This is a genomic window from Humitalea sp. 24SJ18S-53, assembly GCF_050632385.1.
GTDB lineage: Bacteria > Pseudomonadota > Alphaproteobacteria > Acetobacterales > Acetobacteraceae > Humitalea.
Genome location: NZ_CP192599.1, coordinates 611,391 through 626,999 on the forward strand (window position 1 = coordinate 611,391; position 15,609 = coordinate 626,999).

Sequence of the window (15,609 nt, forward strand, 5' to 3'; positions counted from 1 at the left end):
CGTTCAACGCCGCCTCATGGGCGCTGCCGCCGCCAATCCGAAGGGGGGTCGAAAGCGCCGGCCCACAAGCCGGCGCGACGCGATCTCGCATCATTCTCGGCGGAGACGTAGTCGGACGAGTATCTCCGGAAGGCGATGGCCCATCCGTTCCGGACCATCATTTCGCCGACGTCCTGTCCGGCGCTGCGGCAAACCGCCAAATGCCGGCCATAGGCATCGCGCGCATGCGTCGTGCACTGGGTGATCCGGCTGCCGAGCAGGCTGCGCAACTGCGTCGCCGCGTCTTCCCCGCAACGATAGGCGGCGCCGCTTCGCTGGCAGGTCTGCGACATTTCCGGCGCGTCGATGCCATGCAGGCGAAAGCGCTGCCGGTCGATTTCAATCGTGTCGCCATCGATGACCCGGGCGGCGCCGGCGATCACCGAGGATGGCCTCGCGCCCCGTGACGGCTGCGCGGGCGCCCAATATTCCATGGCAAGATAGCCGGCCGCGAGCAGGATCGGCAGCAGAAGCGTGAGACGGGCGCCCCGTCGCTGCATACGATGTCCTTCACAATACGATCCGTGTTCTGCTTTTGTGCCTGCGTCACCAGGGCGTCAAGTCGCGGCCGGGTTGGGGCTTGGGGAAAAGAAAAAATACCTATTTCGGCGATGTTGCGCTACACGCTGTCCTGTGCCCTTCCCCCACACCCCCAAAACCCGCCCCTGGGCCCCCCTCTCCGACCTGGAGTGGCACGCCCTCTACCCCTTCCTCCACACCCGCTCCCCGGCAGGCCGCCAGGTCGGCGACCTCCGAAGCCGCATCGACGCCATCTTCCACGTCGCCTGCACCGCATCGCCCTGGCGCGACGTTCCCGAAAAATACGGCAAGCCCGACACCATCGCCCGCTATTTCCGCCGCCTGACCCATGGCGGGCTGTGGCAGGCGCTGCTGGAACATCTGGCCGTGCTGGAACCAGGCCACCCCCTGCGGGCGATCGAATCTTTCATCTTCCGCGCCTGCCGCCGCGCCCATCGCATCCTCGGCCTGCAATTCCTCGTCCTGATCCGCCGCCTCGGCCTGCGCTCGGCCCTCAACGGCCCGCCCTGGCTGCTGCCCGACCCCGATTTGTCCGAAAGGGTGATTCGCCACTGCTGGCCTGCGATTGAGCGCCGCGACATCACCGTCATCCGGCTCCTCCGGCGCGTGCTCCGCACCCTCGCGGGCCGCCGCAGCATCCCGCGCAGCGTACGCCTGGCCTGGCCGTGACACCCCTGGACAACAGCCCAATCCCTGCCGACAAGGCAGCCATGGCCATACCCGTTCTGCTGCCCCCCGACCGCGCCCAGCAAATGAGCGCCGAATTCGGTCTCAAAGCCGATGAATACGCCCGCGTGCTCGGGATTCTCGGGCGCACGCCGTCGCTCGCGGAACTCGGCATCTTCTCGGTGATGTGGTCGGAGCATTGCTCCTACAAATCCTCCCGCGTCTGGCTGAAAACCCTGCCGACCAAGGCCCCTTGGGTCATCTGCGGTCCTGGCGAGAACGCCGGCGTTATCGACATCGGCGACGGGCTGGCCGCCGTTTTCAAGATGGAATCGCACAACCACCCGTCCTTCATCGAGCCCTACCAGGGCGCCGCCACCGGCGTCGGCGGCATCCTGCGCGACGTCTTCACCATGGGCGCGCGCCCGATCGCGAACCTCAACGCCCTGCGCTTCGGCGCCGCCGACCATCCCGGCACCAAGCGCATCGTCGATGGCGTGGTCCGCGGCATCGGCGGCTATGGCAATTGCGTCGGCGTTCCGACCGTGGGGGGTGAGGTGAATTTCCACCCCGCCTACAACGGCAATCCGCTGGTCAATGCGATGACGGTGGGCATCGCCCCCGCCGACCGCATCTTCTACGCCGCCGCCGCCGGCATCGGGAATTCCGTGGTCTATGTCGGCAGCAAGACCGGCCGCGACGGCATCCATGGCGCCACCATGGCCTCGACCGAATTTTCGGCGGATACCGAGGATAAGCGCCCGACGGTCCAGATCGGCGACCCCTACGCGGAAAAGCTGCTGATCGAGGCCTGCATGGAATTGATGGCGACCGAAGCCATCGTCGCCATCCAGGACATGGGCGCCGCCGGCCTCACCTCCAGCGCGGTCGAAATGGCGGGGAAGGGGGGCGTGGGCATCCGCCTCGACCTCAACGCCGTGCCGCAGCGAGAGGCGGGGATGACCGCCTACGAGATGATGCTGTCGGAGAGTCAGGAGCGCATGCTCATGATCCTCCAGCCCGGCCAGGAACACGTCGCCGAGGCGATTTTCCACAAGTGGGATTTGGACTTCGCCGTGATCGGCGTGCTGACCGACACGGGGCGCATCGAGATCTTTCACAACGGCGCACTCGAAGCCGACATCCCCCTGGCGCCGCTGGAAAGCGAAGCCCCGCTCTATCGCCGCCCCACGGCGGAGACCCCGAAGCAGCCGGCACTTGGCCCCGTCGCCGATCCGGTGGGCGTCATCCCCGCCCTGCTGCAACTGATCGCCTGCCCCGACCTCTGCTCCCGCCGCTGGATCTGGGACCAATACGACAGCACCGTCGGCGGGCTGACCAGCAAGCGCCCCGGCCAGGCCGATGCCGCCATCGTCGGCATCGACGGCACGCCGCGCGCCCTGGCCCTGACCACCGACTGCACCCCGCGCTACTGCCTGGCGGACCCGGAGGCCGGTGGCGCCCAGGCCGTCGCCGAAGCCTGGCGCAACATCACCGCGACCGGCGCGACTCCGCTGGCCATCACCGACAACATGAATTTCGGCAACCCCGAGAAGCCGGAGATCATGGGCCAGTTCGCCGCCGCCGTGCGCGGCATGGGCGCCGCCTGCATCGCGCTGGACTTCCCGGTCGTGAGCGGCAACGTCAGCCTGTATAATGAGACCAATGGCACCGCGATCCTGCCGACCCCCGCCATCGGCGGCGTCGGGGTGATCAGCGACGCGCGGCTCGCGGTCGGGCTAGCCTTGCCGCCCGCAGCCGACCTGATCCTGATCGGCGCGACCGCCGGCTGGCTCGGCCAAAGCCTCTGGCTGCGAGAGATCGCGGGGCAGGAGGCCGGCCCGCCACCCCCGGTGGACTTGGTTGCCGAACGCGCCAATGGCGATTTCGTGCGGAACAACATCATGGCCGGCGCCGTCCTGGCTTGCCACGACCTGGCCGATGGGGGGCTGCTGGTCGCCCTGGCCGAGATGGCGATGGCCGGCGGCACCGGCGCGACCCTGACCGCCACCGGCGACCACGGCTTCTGGTTCGGCGAGGACCAGGCCCGCTACATCCTGGCCGTCACCGACGCCGCCCCGGTCCTGGCCGCGGCCCGCGCCGCCGGCATCCCGGCGCAACTGATCGGCACGGCCTCCGCCGTCGGGGACTTGGTTCTGGCCGATGGCGCGTCCATATCGGTGGCCACACTGACCGCGGCGAATGAAGCGACCTTGCCCGCGCTGATGAAGGGGTTCGGCTGATGGCGATGCAGGCTGATGCGATCGAGGCCCTGATCCGGGCAGCCTTGCCCGACGCCATGGTCACGATCACCGACCTGGCCGGCGACGGCGACCACTACGCCGCCACCGTCGTGTCGGAAGCCTTTCGCGGCATCCCCCGCGTCCGCCAACATCAGATCGTCTATGCCGCATTGCAGGGGCGGATGGGCGGCGAGTTGCATGCCCTCGCGCTCACCACCGCTGCTCCGTGAAAGGAACCATCATGTCCGACGCCGTCCACGCCGCCATTCAGAACGAGATCGACCAGAACCCCGTGGTGCTCTTCATGAAGGGCACGCCGGTCTTCCCGCAATGCGGCTTTTCCGCCCGCGTGACGCAGATCCTTTCCCACATGGGCGTGCCCTTCAAGGGCGTGAACGTGCTGGAGGATCCCGAGATCCGTGACGGCATCAAGACCTTCAGCAACTGGCCGACGATCCCCCAGCTCTATGTGAAGGGCGAGTTCGTCGGCGGCTGCGACATCGTGAGCGAGATGTTCCAGGCCGGCGAACTCTCCGCCCTCCTCGCCGAGAAGGGCGTGCCCCACACGGTCGAGTAACCGCCTCAGATCACCCAGCCGCCGTCCACGGCCAGGTCCTGGCCCGTGGTCTGGCGCGACAGGTCGGTCGACAGGAACAGCACCGCGTTGGCCACGTCCTGGTCGGTGCTGATCCGCTTCAGGGCGTATTCCGCCGCGTGTTTTTGGCGCGCGGCCTCGGCGCTGATGCCGTCCTTGGCCGCCATGGTGGCGCGGACTTTCTCGAAGCGCTCGCCCTCGACCATGCCCGGGCAGACGCAGTTCACGTTGATGTCGTGCGGCCCCAGTTCCAGCGCCGCCGACTTGGTGATGCCGCGCAGCCCCCACTTGCTGGCGGAATAGGCTGCCCGCCCCGCGCGCCCGCGCAAGCCGAACGTGCCGCCGACATTGACGATCTTGCCCGACCCCTGGGCGATCATCCCGGGGGCAAAGGCCCGCATCGTCAGGAAGCACCCCGTCACGTTCAGGCGCAGGATTTCGTCGAACTCCGCCGGCGTCGTCTCCCAGAACGACTTGCCGAGCGGCCCGCGCCCGCCGGCGATATTCACCAGCACGTCGCAGCGGCCGAAGGCGGCCAGCACCGCCGCCGCCATCGCATCGACCGACGGCGCATCGAGCAGGTCGACCGGGAAGATCTCCGCCCGCCGCCCCCTGGCCCGCGCTTCCGCCGCGACCGGTTCGATCGCCGCGGTGTCGCGGCCGACCAACGCCAGGTCAGCGCCCTGGTCGGCCAGCAGCAGGGTGCAGGCAGCCCCCATGCCCTTGGCCGGGCCGGTGACGACGACGACCTTGTCCTTGAGCAAGCCGTTCATCAATGCACCGGCAACAAGCGGGTGGCGCCGGTGAACTTCTTCGCAAGCCCTCGGCAATGGCAGGCGACATGCGGCGACACCGCCTCGCAGAAGGCGCGGGTCGCGGCATTGGCGGACCACAGCCGGTCCACCGCCGCCTGGGCGTCGCTGGCCAGCTTGACCTCGTCCACGCCCAGCACCTTGCCGCCGCGCAGCTTCCAGTCGCCGCCGATCATCACGTCCCGCACCGCGGCGCCGTCCTCGGTCCAGACGATCTGGTTGGCGGCGTCGTTGAAGGGCATCCAGTTGATGTGGTTCAGGTCCAGCAAGACGATGTCGGCCGAGGCGCCGACCTCGATCTTGCCCGACCCGCCGAGCCCCATCAGCCGCGACGAACCGGCGGTGGCCAGCAAGACCGTCTCGGCGGTGCCGAGCCAGTCGTCCTCGCTCTCGCTCTCGATGATGCGGGAGGCGAAGGCCGCCAGCCGCATGGATTCGAACATGTTCTGGTTGTCGCTGGACCCGCTGCCATCAGTGCCCAGCCCCACGGTCACTCCGGCCCGCAACGCGCGACGGATCGGCGCGATGCCCGAGGCGAGGCGCATGTTCGACCCCGGGTTGTGCGCGAGGCTCCCCCCTCGTTCGGCCAGCAGCGCCAGGTCGGCATCGGTCAGCCAGACGCCATGCGCCACGCTGAACCACGGCCCGACGCAGCCCATGTCGTCCATATGGGCGAGCAAGGTCTTGCCGTAGCGCTCGACCGCGCCGCCGGCCTGGAAGCGGGCCTCGGCGACATGGGTCTGCATCGGCAGGCCATGGTCGCGCGCCAGCGCCCGGCAGCCCTTCAGGAAGGCGTCGGTGCCGAACAGCGGAATGGTCGGCGCGATGCCCAGCCGAATATTGGCGTGGTCGTGCGACCAGGTCTGCGCGACGGCGCCGATGGTTGCGAGCGTCGCCTCGCCGGGGTTGGCGCGCATCGCCTCGGCGCGTTCGCGCAGGGGTTCCGGCAGCGCTTCCACCAGGCCGGGGGTGGCCTGGAAGAAGGTCAGGTCGGCGACCATCGGCGCCAGGATCGCGCGCAAGCCCACGGCGATATAGGCCTCGGCCATCGCATCCAGGCCTTCCTGCGTCGGGCCGGGGAATTCGGCCGGCAGGTCATAGGCCGCGGTGCAGCCCTTCTTCAGCATCTCGACCGCGGTCAGCGTGGTGGAGAGGCGCTTGTCGTCCAGATTGCGCCCGGCATTGGTCCAGGGCGCCTGGGCCAGCAGCAGGGCCAGGTCCCACTTGTCGCCCGCCCCCTTGGCCAGGCCGCCGTGGCCATGGGTATGGGTATTCACCAGGCCCGGGATGACCAGCCGTGCGCTGGCGTCGAAGACCTCCGCATCGGCGACCGGGGTGCCGGCCGGCAGGATCGCGGCGATGCGGGTGTTCTCGATCACCACATCGGCGCGCGGCGCCGACAGCGCATCGGCGGCGAGCACACGCCCGCCGCGCAGGACGCGCCGCATCAGACGGCCCGTTCCGCGGCCGGCGGCAGGTAGTCGGCGCTGAACATGCTGGCGGCGGTCGGCGGGGTGGCGATGCCGTAGGCCTCGGCATTCACCGTCACGAGCTGCTGCGCGCGGTCCATGTTCAGCACGCCAAAGCCGCCGGCACGAACGTTCGGGGTCAGGATCGAACGGTCGCGGGTCATGGCCCAGCGGCGGGCTTCCAGCGCCTCGTCAAACAAGGGCTCGCGGCGCTTCAGCGCGGCCATGCCCGCGGCGGGATCGGCGATCAGCGCGCGCAGGCCGAGGATCGAGGAGCGCACGAATTTTTTCGCCGTGTCCTGGTTCCGCTCCAGCCAGTCGGCGCGCACGACGATGGCGCTGCCGTAGAGGTCCAGCCCGTTCTCGGCATAGGGCCAGGCCAGGATGTCGCTTTCCGGCAGGCCGATGCCGACCAGGTTGAAGTAGACGGTGAAGAGGAAGCCGGTCACCGCATCGACCTGGTTCTGCATCAGCATGGTGTCGCGCAGATTGGCGGCCATGCTGGTCCAGCGGATGCCGCTGGTGTCGATGCGCGCGGCGCGGGCGAAGGCGGGGAAGAGCAGGCGGGAGCCTTCGCCCTCCGGCGCGCCGAGCCGCTTGCCGGCGACGCCCTGCGGCGTGGTGATGCCGGAACGCTTCGTGGTGACAACAGCCGCAGCCGTGCGATCGAACACCTGGTAGATGCTGACCAGGCGTTTGTCGGGGTTTTCGGCGTTAAACTTCACGGCGCCGCTGATGTCGGAAAAGCCGATGTCGTAGGCACCGGAGGCGACCTTGACCAAAGTATCGCCCGAACCGAAGCCGCGATCCATCCGCACCGACAGCCCGTTCTCACGGTAGATGCCGCGATCCTCGGCCAGGGCCCACATGCCGTGGTTGCCCTGCAAGGCCCAATCCAGCGCGAAGCGGACCTGCGCCTGGGCATAGGCGTTGTGCAGGGCAGGGGTGGCCAGGACCGGCGACAGGGCGGCGGCGGTCAGCAAGGTACGGCGGTTCGTGGTCATGGCGGGCGTCTCCGTCAGGTTGGGGTGAGGATTGCTCAGCAAGCGGCGCGCCGCCAGGGGGTGTGGGCCTGCGGAGAGTTGAACACCCCCCTGGTTGACCGCGACGCTGCCGCCCGCCACCTCAGTCTTACCATGACTGAAACGCGCAGATGACGAGTTGGACGAAATGGCTTTGGGCGCCGCTGCACGCGTTCGGCGTGGCGACCCAGGCTAAATCCTTCCGCGACAATGTGGTCATCGGCAGCCCCTGGCTGAATCGGCACGGGCTGCATGTGTGGCGGCGGCGTGCGGCGGCGCGGATGGGGCAGCGGCGGCGGGCGGCCCTGGCGGGCCTGGTGTCGGCCGAGGATGCGGCCGCTTTCGCCCGCGATGGCTACCTCATCAAGCCCGATTTCCTGGCGCCCGAGGTTTTCGCGGCCCTGCAGGCGGAGGTGTCGGCGCTGGAAGTGCCCGCGCGCGAATTTGTCGATGGCTATACCTTCACCCGGCTGATCCCGTTGGATTCCGTCAGCCTGCCGGCGATGCAGGCGACGCGCGCGGTGGTGGCATCGGCCGCTTATCAGAATCTTCATGCGTATGTCGGATCGTTCCGGCGTTTCCCGCGTCTGTCGATCCAGACCATCTTCAGCCGCTTCCGCGAGGATGTGCCGGATGTGCAGAGCCACTACCACTCCGACACCTTCCACCCGACCGTCAAATCCTGGCTCTACCTGACCGAGGTCGATGCCGCCGCCGCCGCCTTCACCTACGTCCCGGGGTCGCATGTGGCGAACCGGCGGCGCATGGCCTGGGAACGGCGCGTTTCGCTGACCGCGCGAGAGGGATCCGACCGGCTGACCGCCGAAGGCTCGATGCGGATTTCAGAGGCCGAGTTGCACCGCCTGGGCTATCCCGCGCCGCGCAAACTGGCGGTGGCACCGAATACGTTGGTGATAGCCGACACCAGCGGCTTCCACCGCCGCGGCATCAGCCAGAGCCAGGCCTGCCGGATTTCCATCTGGGCCTATAGCCGCAGCAACCCCTTCCTGCCCTTCGTGGGGTCGGTTTTGCCGGACGTGCCCGCGTTGCGAGGGCGGCTGTCGCGCGCGGTCTGGGCAGTGCTTGAAGCCGCGCGGCGTGGCAAACCCGCACGCGGCTGGCATTGGGCCGGGGTACGGCGGGCGGATACGCCGCCGTAGTTGGTTGGGGGGAAGCAACAAGATGACGCTGCAGACACTGCGCGACGTGGCATCGCTGCGCGACGCCGTCGCGGGCTGGCGCGCAGCCGGGGAATCGGTCGCGCTGGTGCCGACGATGGGCGCGCTGCACGCGGGGCATCTGGCGCTGGTGGCGCGCGCGCTGGTGCTGGCCGATCGGGTGGTGACCAGCATCTTCGTCAACCCGACGCAATTCGCACCGACCGAGGATTTGGCCCGCTATCCGCGTGACGAGGCGGGGGACGCGGCGCTGCTGGATGCCGCCGGTTGCGACGTGCTCTACGCGCCGACGGTCGCCGAGATGTATCCGCCCGGCTTCTGCACCGCGATCACCCCCGCCGGCCCGGCGCTGGGGCTGGAGGCGGATTTCCGCCCGACCATGTTCGGCGGCGTGGCACTGGTCTGCACCAAGCTGTTCACCCAATGCGGCCCCGATGTCGCGGTGTTTGGCGAAAAGGATTTCCAACAGGTGCAGGTGGTGCGCCAGGTGGTCGCGGACCTGGACCTGCCGCTGAGGATCGACACGGTGCCGACGGTGCGGGAGGCGGATGGGTTGGCGATGTCGTCCCGCAACCGATACCTCTCACCGGCGCAACGGGCGCTGGCCCCGGCGCTGTTCCAGGTGCTGCGCGCCGTCGCCGATGGCACGCCGGCGGCGGAGGCCCCGGCGATGCTGCTGGCCGCCGGCTTCGACAGCGTGGACTACGTGGCGGTGCGCGATGGCGTGGTGCTGGGGGCGGCGCGGCTTGGCGGGGTGCGGTTGATCGACAACCTGGCGTGCTGATCGCCCTGCATATCCTGGCGCAGATCCTGGTCATGGGCCGGGTGCTGCTGCGGCCGCATCGCGACCCCGCGTCGCGCATCGCCTGGATCGTGGTGATCCTGGTGCTGCCGGTGGCCGGGATGCTGGGGTATCTGCTGCTGGGGGAAACCAGCATCGGGCGCGGCCGCATCGCGCGGATGCAGGCGGCGCTGGCGGCCCTGCCGGACCCGGCGGCCGCCCCCGGCCATGACGCGGCCCCGCTGCGCGCCGATGTGCCGGAGCAATACCGCCCGCTGTTCCGCGTCGGCCAGTCGATCAGCGGCCATGCGCCGGTCGGCGGCAACCAGGCGCGGCTGACCGCGGATTCCGATGCGATGATCGCCGATCTGGTGGCCGACATCGATGCCGCGACCGATCATGTGCATGTGCTGTTCTACATCTGGCTGCCCGACAACAACGGCACGCGTGTCGCCGAGGCGCTGTGCCGCGCCGCCGCCCGTGGTGTCGCCTGCCGCGCGCTGGTCGATGATCTGGGCAGCCGGGCGCTGACCCGCCACGCGCTGTGGCGCAGGATGGAAGACTGCGGGGTGCGCCTGGCCCGCGCGCTGCCGGTGGGCTTCGTGCTGGTGCGGCCGCTGCATGGGCGGATCGACCTGCGCGACCATCGCAAGATCGTCGTGATCGACAATCGAATCACCTATTGCGGCAGCCAGAACTGCGCCGACCCGGCGTTCCTGGTGAAGGCGAAATACGCCCCCTGGGTCGATGCGGTGATGCGCTTCGAAGGCCCCATCGCCCGACAGAACCAGCATCTTTTTGCTGGCGACTGGATGTGCTGGGCAGGTGAGGACATCACCGCATTGCTGCGTCGTCCGATCACCGACGTCGCCCCGGGTTTCGCGGCGCAGGTCGTCGCCAGCGGGCCGACCGTGCGGCATTCGGCGATGCCGGAGATGTTCCAGACCCTGATTTTCGCCGCACGGCGGGAGTTGGTGATCACCACGCCCTATTACGTGCCCGACGATCCGATGCAGGGCGCGCTTTGCGCCGCCGGCAACCGGGGCGTCGCGACGACGATCATCTTCCCCGCGCGCAACGACAATTTCGCCATCGCCGCCACCAGCCGTTCCTACTACGCCGAGTTGCTGGCGGCCGGGGTGCGGATCTTCGAATACCAGGGCGGGCTGCTGCACACGAAATCGCTGACCCTGGATGGCGAGATCACCCTGATCGGTTCGGCCAACATGGACCGGCGCAGCTTCGACCTGAACTACGAGAACAACATCCTGCTGCATGACGCGACGCTGACCACGGCGATGCGGGCGCGGCAGGATGGCTACATCGCGCATAGCCGGGAGGTGCTGGCGGAAGAAGTCGCCGCCTGGCCCTGGCCGCGGCGGCTTTGGCACAATGCGGCGGCGGTGTTCAGCCCGGTGCTGTGACGGGGCGGCGCGGCCAGAAGGCGAGCGCGGCACCCATCGGCAGCAGCCAGATGATCCGTGCCTCATACCGGTGGTGCGGCTTGGACAGTGCGCCGGCGACGAAGGCATTGGCGGTCAGCCCGACCAGCACGCAGAGCAATAGGCCGAGCCTTGGATGATCGCCCCGCCGCGCCAGCCGCCACCAGCCGAACAAGGCCAGCGGCACCGCCAGCACCAGCACGATATCGTGGATCACGATGAAGGGCGCCGCCAGACGCGGCAATTCGCCCCGCATCTGCGCCCCGGCGGCGAAGGCGGCTGATTCGCGGGGCGGGAAGCCGCGCGACAGAAAGCGGTCGGCGAAATCGACCAGGTCGATGTTGTCGAAGGTGTCGCCGATGCGGATCTTGAACTGCTGTTCCCACCAGTTGCCGATCGAGATCCACAGCACCTGCAACGGATAGGCGCGCAGGGTGGCGGCGACGATCTCCCGCGCTTCGGGCGCCAGCAATTCGCTGCCGGTCAGGCGGTGGTTGCCGGCGGCGTCGCGGTTGGGCGGGCTTTCGGGGTTCCAGAGGAAGAGGTCGCTGTCCATCGGCATGCGGTCGATGAAGCCGCACAGGTGCCAGCCGGATTCGGGGCAGCGGTCGCGGATCGTCCAGACGGCCGGCCCATCGGCCTGCAACCGCGCCAGCAGGAAGACCGAGCCATGCGCCGACAGGGTCGCGCGGCCAAAGGCGTGCCAGTTGGCGCCCAGCAAGAACAGGATCGCGGCGGCGATCGGCAGCGCCGCGCGCAGCGCCGGCCAGAGCCGTCGGCGCAGCAGCAGCACCAGCACCACCAGCGCGCAGGCGGTCGGCAGATGCGACAGATGCACCGCGATGCCCAAGGCGCCGATGGCACCGGCGAAACACATCTCGGCGCGGGTCAGCCGGTCGTCGCCGAAGCCGAGGAGGAAGAGGCTCAGCACCACCAGCGGCGTGAAGTAATCCGGCATGATGGTCGCGACGAACCAGGGCGCCGAGGTCAACGCCGCCAACCCCGCCGCCAGCGCCAGATGCCCCCGGGGCGAGGCCTGGCCCAGCGCCACCCGTTGCACCAGCCACAGCATGATCGACAGGATCAGCGCCTGGCCGATGACCGAGAACCACAACGTCACCCCCTGGTGGAACAGTGCCAGGAAGGGGCCGTAGGCCGCGGTTTTGTCCCACGGCGCCTCACCGGTGATGGTGTGCATCAGGTAGGAGGAGGCATCGATGAACAGGATCGGGTAGCCGTTCAGCACCGCCGGCCAAAGCAGGAGCGCGGCGGCGCCGAGGATGGCGGCCAGCCGGAAGGCCAGCGGTGCGGGGGGGGGCATGGGCGTGTCCTGACGGATCGTTCTTGGGGGATGTGGGAGTCGGGGGCGTTATGCCGGCTCCAGGTCCACCCCCACATGCAGCGTGTGCCGCCCGCCGCCCAGAATCACCCCGCGCAGCGGCGAGACATCCGAAAAATCCCGCCCCCAGCCCAGCACCACATGTTCGGTGCCGGTCACGCAGTCATTCGTCGGGTCCAAATCCACCCAGCCAAAGTCCGGCCCCATCCAGGCGCCGACCCAGGCGTGCGACTGGTCCGCCCCGCGCATCCGCACGCCGCCCGGCGGGGTATGGGTGCGGATGTAGCCGGACACATAGCGCGCCGGCAGGCCCAGCCCCCGCAACCCCGCGATCATCGCGTGGGAGAAATCCTGGCAGACCCCGGCGCGCGTCGACATGATCGTTTCGACCGATGTCGAAATCCCCGTCACCCCGGGCTTGTAGGCGAATTCGCGGCGGATGCGGTGCATCAGGTGCAGCAAGCCCTCCAGCACCGGGCGCCCGCGCGGAAAGGATGCGCCGGCATAGGCGCGGGCGGCGGGGCTTGCCGGGATCAGCGGGCTGTCGAACAGGAATTGCGCGACGGTGCCGCCGGCCAGGGCGGCGACCTCCTCCCACGGCAGGGTATCGGCGGGGGGGGGCGGGGGCGGGAAGGCGACCTCGACCTCCGCCTCGCTGACCACGACGAAGCGGTCGTGCGGGCTGTCCAGGAACAGCCAGGTCACCGCATTGCCGAAATCATCGGTGCCATGGGTGGTGCGGGCCGGTTCGGGGGTCGAGGTCAGGCTGTGGCTGATCACCCGCTGCCCGGGGAAATCCCGCGGGGTCAGGTGCAGCATATGCGTCGCCATATCGACCGGGCGCGCGTAGCGGTAGGTCGTCTCGTGCCGCAGTTTCCACCGCGCGGGAGCCAAAATTTCGCTCACGCCGCGCCCTCCAGCGGCCTGTCGTCATCCTCGGGGTCCAACGGCGAGCCGATGGTCTGCACCGCCGGCAGCAGCGCGAAATACCGCCGGGTCACGCGATCGGACAGGGCGCCGATGGCTTCCCGCAGCGCCTCCAGCCGGTCCGGCAGCAGCGATGCGGCGGTGGCCTGGTCGGGCACTTCGACCAGCCCGGCCGCGATCGCCTCGGCCTCGGCCTGCAGGGCGCCGGCGGCGCGGACCAGTTCGGCCTCGGTGCCATTGCTGATCGCGGCCAGGCGGGCGCGGATCTCATTGCACTGGAAGGCGACGCCGCGCGGATTGCCGGGGTCCGCCAGCACCAGGTCCAGCACCGGGGCGGGCTGCAGGGTGGTCAGGTAGCGGCTGCGATAGGTGATGACGCTGTCGCACAGGTCCAGCGCCAGGCGCAGCGCGGTTTCCTGGCGAGGCGGCGGTTCCTTCAGCGCCTCGGCCAGCCCGAGGCAGGTGGCCGAGGCGCGCTCCATCCGCCGCCCCAGGTCCAGGAACAGGTAGCCACCGCCGCGCACCATGTTCTCGGCGGCGGTGCCGGCGACGGCGGCGCTGTAGCGCAGCAGCTCGCCCAGGGCTTCCTCCAGCGCATCCAGCCCGCGGGCGCTGTGCAGCTTGGCCATGGCGGCGCGCAGCGGCTGGCTGAAGGTCGCGTACATCTCACCGGTCAGGCGGTCGCGGGCGGCTTCGGTCAGGCGGATGACCTCGGCGGCGCGGCTGGCCAGTGGCCCGCCCTCCCGCCCGGCCTTGCTCATCGAGGCGATCAGCGCGCCGGGGCCGGCGCCGGAGGGCGCGTCCTCGGCCGCGACCAGCCGGGCCGCGACCAGGCAGCGGGTCAGCGCCGACAGGTCGGCCATCTCGCGCGGGCTGGGCGCGCCGCGCGCGACGCGGGCGACGGCCAGCTTCAGCAGGCGGGCCGAACCCTCCAGCCGTTCGACGTAGCGGCCGAGCCAGAACAGGTTGTCGGCGGTGCGCGACGGCAGTTCGCCGGCAGTGCGGCGGATGGCGACGGCCGGCCCGGATTGGGCGCTGGGCCCCCGGATGTCGGTGCGGTCTTCGGTCAACACCCAGACATCCTTGGCCAATCCGGCGCGCGGCAGGCGGCCACCGATCATTTCCCCTTCGCCCAGCACGCGGGCGAGGCCCCCTGGCAGGCAACGCCAGCCAATGCCGTCATGCACCAGGAACAGCCGCAACTGGATGGTGCGGGGCTGCAACCTGCCACCGACGACGGTCGGCGCGACCGAGCCTTCGGGCGTCATCGTCGCGACCCAGGCGCCCGGGTTGGCTTCCACTTTGGCGGCGAAATCGGCGCGGGCGGCGAGGTCGAGTGTCGCGGGATCGGTCGCCGTCACGTTGCTGTCCAGCGCCGGGCGCAGCAGCCAGCGTGCCGGCGCCTGGGTGATATCGGCCAGCACGCGCCGCGCCTGGGCCGGGTCGGACAGCGCCACGGTCAGCGCCTGCGGCAGCAGCAGCGGCGCGCCCAGCAGGCGGGGTGCCAGGTCCGGCAGCACCGTGGCCCAGCCCGGGGCTTCCAGCGCGCCGGTGCCGGGGTCGTTGACGATGCGCAGGCGCCCGTGGCGCGCGGCATCCATCATCCCGGGCACGCCGCGTTGGCCGGCCTGGCCGAATTCCACCGGGTCCATCCGCCGCCCGTCCATCCGGCGCATCAGCACATCGACCGGCTGCAATCCCGCCAGGGTTTTCAGGTAGAGCAGGCCGTGGCGGACGGTCAGGTCGCCGCCCTCGACCAAGGCGCAGCCGAGTTCGCGGGCCAGCAGCAGGTGTTCGAACCAGAAGGGATGCCGGGTGCCGGGGGTCAGGATGGCCACGGCCGGGTGGTCGCGCCCGTTCGGCGCATTATGGGTCAGGCTGTCCTGCCAGACGTCATAGAAGGGGCGCAGCGGCCGCGGCGGCGCCGCGCGCAGCGATTCGGGCATCGCGCGCGCGATCTGGCGGCGGTTTTCCAGCACCAGGCCAAAGCCCGCGGCCCGGCTGGTGCGGTCGGAGACGACCTGCCACCCGCCATCCGCGCCGCGCAGCAGATCGGCCGCGTAGCAACCCATCAGCACATTGCGCGGCAGGTCGGCTTCCCCGGGCACGGTGGCCCGGCAGGGGCGCAGGAAGCCGGGGTTGGCATAGACCAGCGCCGGGGGGATCAGCCCCTCCGCGACCAGCGCCTGCGGGCCGTAGATATCCTTCAGCACCGCTTCGATCAGCGTGGCGCGCTGGGCGAGGCCGGTCGCCAGCGTGGCGAATTCGGCGCCCGAGATCGGCAGCGGCACGGGGTCGCAGCGCCAGGCGGCCTCGGCCCCCGGCAGCAGGCTGCCGACGCCATCGGCGGCGAAGCCGGCATCCAGGCGGCGGGCGCGTTCGGCCAGGCCATCGCCCGGCAGCCCCACGCCGGACAGATCGGCCAATGCACCGATCAGCCCCTGCCAATGGGGGCGGATGCGGCCACGGCCGTCCACCATCTCGTCGCTGGCCGACATTATCCGGCGACCACTATCGCAGGGGGGATTGCGCGGGCGTCAGGCCCGCCGCGCAGGC

General features: G+C 69.9%; 14 protein-coding genes. 7 read left to right on the plus strand and 7 right to left on the minus strand.

Features of this window, described 5'->3' with window-relative positions:
- Window positions 1-14: 14 nt before the first annotated feature.
- Window positions 15-539, minus strand: a complete 525-nt coding sequence (locus ACQW02_RS02920; RefSeq protein ID WP_431283781.1) for a thermonuclease family protein — start codon at window positions 537-539, stop codon at window positions 15-17.
- A 133-nt stretch (window positions 540-672) separates the two neighbouring features.
- Here ACQW02_RS02920 and ACQW02_RS02925 point away from each other — a divergent pair, with 133 nt between their 5' ends.
- Genes ACQW02_RS02925 through grxD form a run of 4 tightly spaced genes read left to right on the plus strand, consistent with a single transcriptional unit; the run spans window position 673 to window position 4,065 of the window.
- A complete protein-coding gene (locus ACQW02_RS02925; protein ID WP_431283782.1) occupies window positions 673-1,248 on the plus strand; it encodes a transposase in 576 nt (191 codons plus the stop codon).
- A 41-nt stretch (window positions 1,249-1,289) separates the two neighbouring features.
- Window positions 1,290-3,488: a phosphoribosylformylglycinamidine synthase subunit PurL gene (purL, locus tag ACQW02_RS02930; protein ID WP_431283783.1), complete on the plus strand. Its 2,199-nt coding sequence runs from the start codon at window positions 1,290-1,292 to the stop codon at window positions 3,486-3,488.
- Window positions 3,488-3,718, plus strand: a complete 231-nt coding sequence (locus ACQW02_RS02935; protein WP_431283784.1) for a BolA family protein — start codon at window positions 3,488-3,490, stop codon at window positions 3,716-3,718. Before purL ends, ACQW02_RS02935 begins: the two co-directional genes overlap by 1 nt.
- A gap of 11 nt (window positions 3,719-3,729) precedes the next feature.
- Window positions 3,730-4,065 (plus strand): Grx4 family monothiol glutaredoxin, encoded by a 336-nt coding sequence (gene grxD, locus ACQW02_RS02940; protein ID WP_431283785.1) that lies wholly within the window; start codon window positions 3,730-3,732, stop codon window positions 4,063-4,065.
- 5 nt (window positions 4,066-4,070) lie between these two features.
- On the opposite strand, the gene ACQW02_RS02945 is transcribed toward grxD, so the two are convergent.
- Genes ACQW02_RS02945 through ACQW02_RS02955 form a run of 3 tightly spaced genes read right to left on the minus strand, consistent with a single transcriptional unit; the run spans window position 4,071 to window position 7,368 of the window.
- Entirely contained in the window at window positions 4,071-4,856 is a 786-nt protein-coding gene (locus tag ACQW02_RS02945) for an SDR family NAD(P)-dependent oxidoreductase (protein ID WP_431283786.1), read from the minus strand.
- A complete protein-coding gene (locus ACQW02_RS02950) occupies window positions 4,856-6,343 on the minus strand; it encodes an amidohydrolase family protein (protein WP_431283787.1) in 1,488 nt (495 codons plus the stop codon). Before ACQW02_RS02950 ends, ACQW02_RS02945 begins: the two co-directional genes overlap by 1 nt.
- Window positions 6,343-7,368, minus strand: coding sequence for an ABC transporter substrate-binding protein (locus ACQW02_RS02955; protein ID WP_431283788.1), 1,026 nt, complete (start codon window positions 7,366-7,368; stop codon window positions 6,343-6,345). The genes ACQW02_RS02950 and ACQW02_RS02955 overlap by 1 nt, the downstream gene beginning before the upstream one ends.
- A gap of 149 nt (window positions 7,369-7,517) precedes the next feature.
- On the opposite strand from ACQW02_RS02955, the gene ACQW02_RS02960 reads away from it, so the two are divergent.
- Genes ACQW02_RS02960 through cls form a run of 3 tightly spaced genes read left to right on the plus strand, consistent with a single transcriptional unit; the run spans window position 7,518 to window position 10,769 of the window.
- Complete coding sequence (locus ACQW02_RS02960; RefSeq protein WP_431283789.1) at window positions 7,518-8,546, plus strand: phytanoyl-CoA dioxygenase family protein; 1,029 nt, start codon at window positions 7,518-7,520, stop codon at window positions 8,544-8,546.
- A 22-nt stretch (window positions 8,547-8,568) separates the two neighbouring features.
- Window positions 8,569-9,348 (plus strand): pantoate--beta-alanine ligase, encoded by a 780-nt coding sequence (gene panC, locus ACQW02_RS02965; RefSeq protein ID WP_431283790.1) that lies wholly within the window; start codon window positions 8,569-8,571, stop codon window positions 9,346-9,348.
- On the plus strand, window positions 9,342-10,769 hold the full coding sequence (gene cls, locus ACQW02_RS02970) for a cardiolipin synthase (RefSeq protein ID WP_431283791.1): 1,428 nt from the start codon (window positions 9,342-9,344) through the stop codon (window positions 10,767-10,769). The genes panC and cls overlap by 7 nt, the downstream gene beginning before the upstream one ends.
- On the opposite strand, the gene ACQW02_RS02975 is transcribed toward cls, so the two are convergent.
- The 3 genes from ACQW02_RS02975 to ACQW02_RS02985 are packed head-to-tail and all read right to left on the minus strand — an operon-like array spanning window position 10,753 to window position 15,551.
- Window positions 10,753-12,108 (minus strand): hypothetical protein, encoded by a 1,356-nt coding sequence (locus ACQW02_RS02975; RefSeq protein ID WP_431283792.1) that lies wholly within the window; start codon window positions 12,106-12,108, stop codon window positions 10,753-10,755. The genes cls and ACQW02_RS02975 overlap by 17 nt on opposite strands.
- Before the next feature lie 48 nt (window positions 12,109-12,156).
- Entirely contained in the window at window positions 12,157-13,032 is an 876-nt protein-coding gene (locus ACQW02_RS02980) for a transglutaminase family protein (protein ID WP_431283793.1), read from the minus strand.
- The gene (locus ACQW02_RS02985) at window positions 13,029-15,551 is read right to left on the minus strand and encodes a circularly permuted type 2 ATP-grasp protein (RefSeq protein ID WP_431283794.1); all 2,523 of its coding nucleotides are present in this window, start codon (window positions 15,549-15,551) and stop codon (window positions 13,029-13,031) included. Before ACQW02_RS02985 ends, ACQW02_RS02980 begins: the two co-directional genes overlap by 4 nt.
- Between the last annotated feature and the right edge of the window lie 58 nt (window positions 15,552-15,609).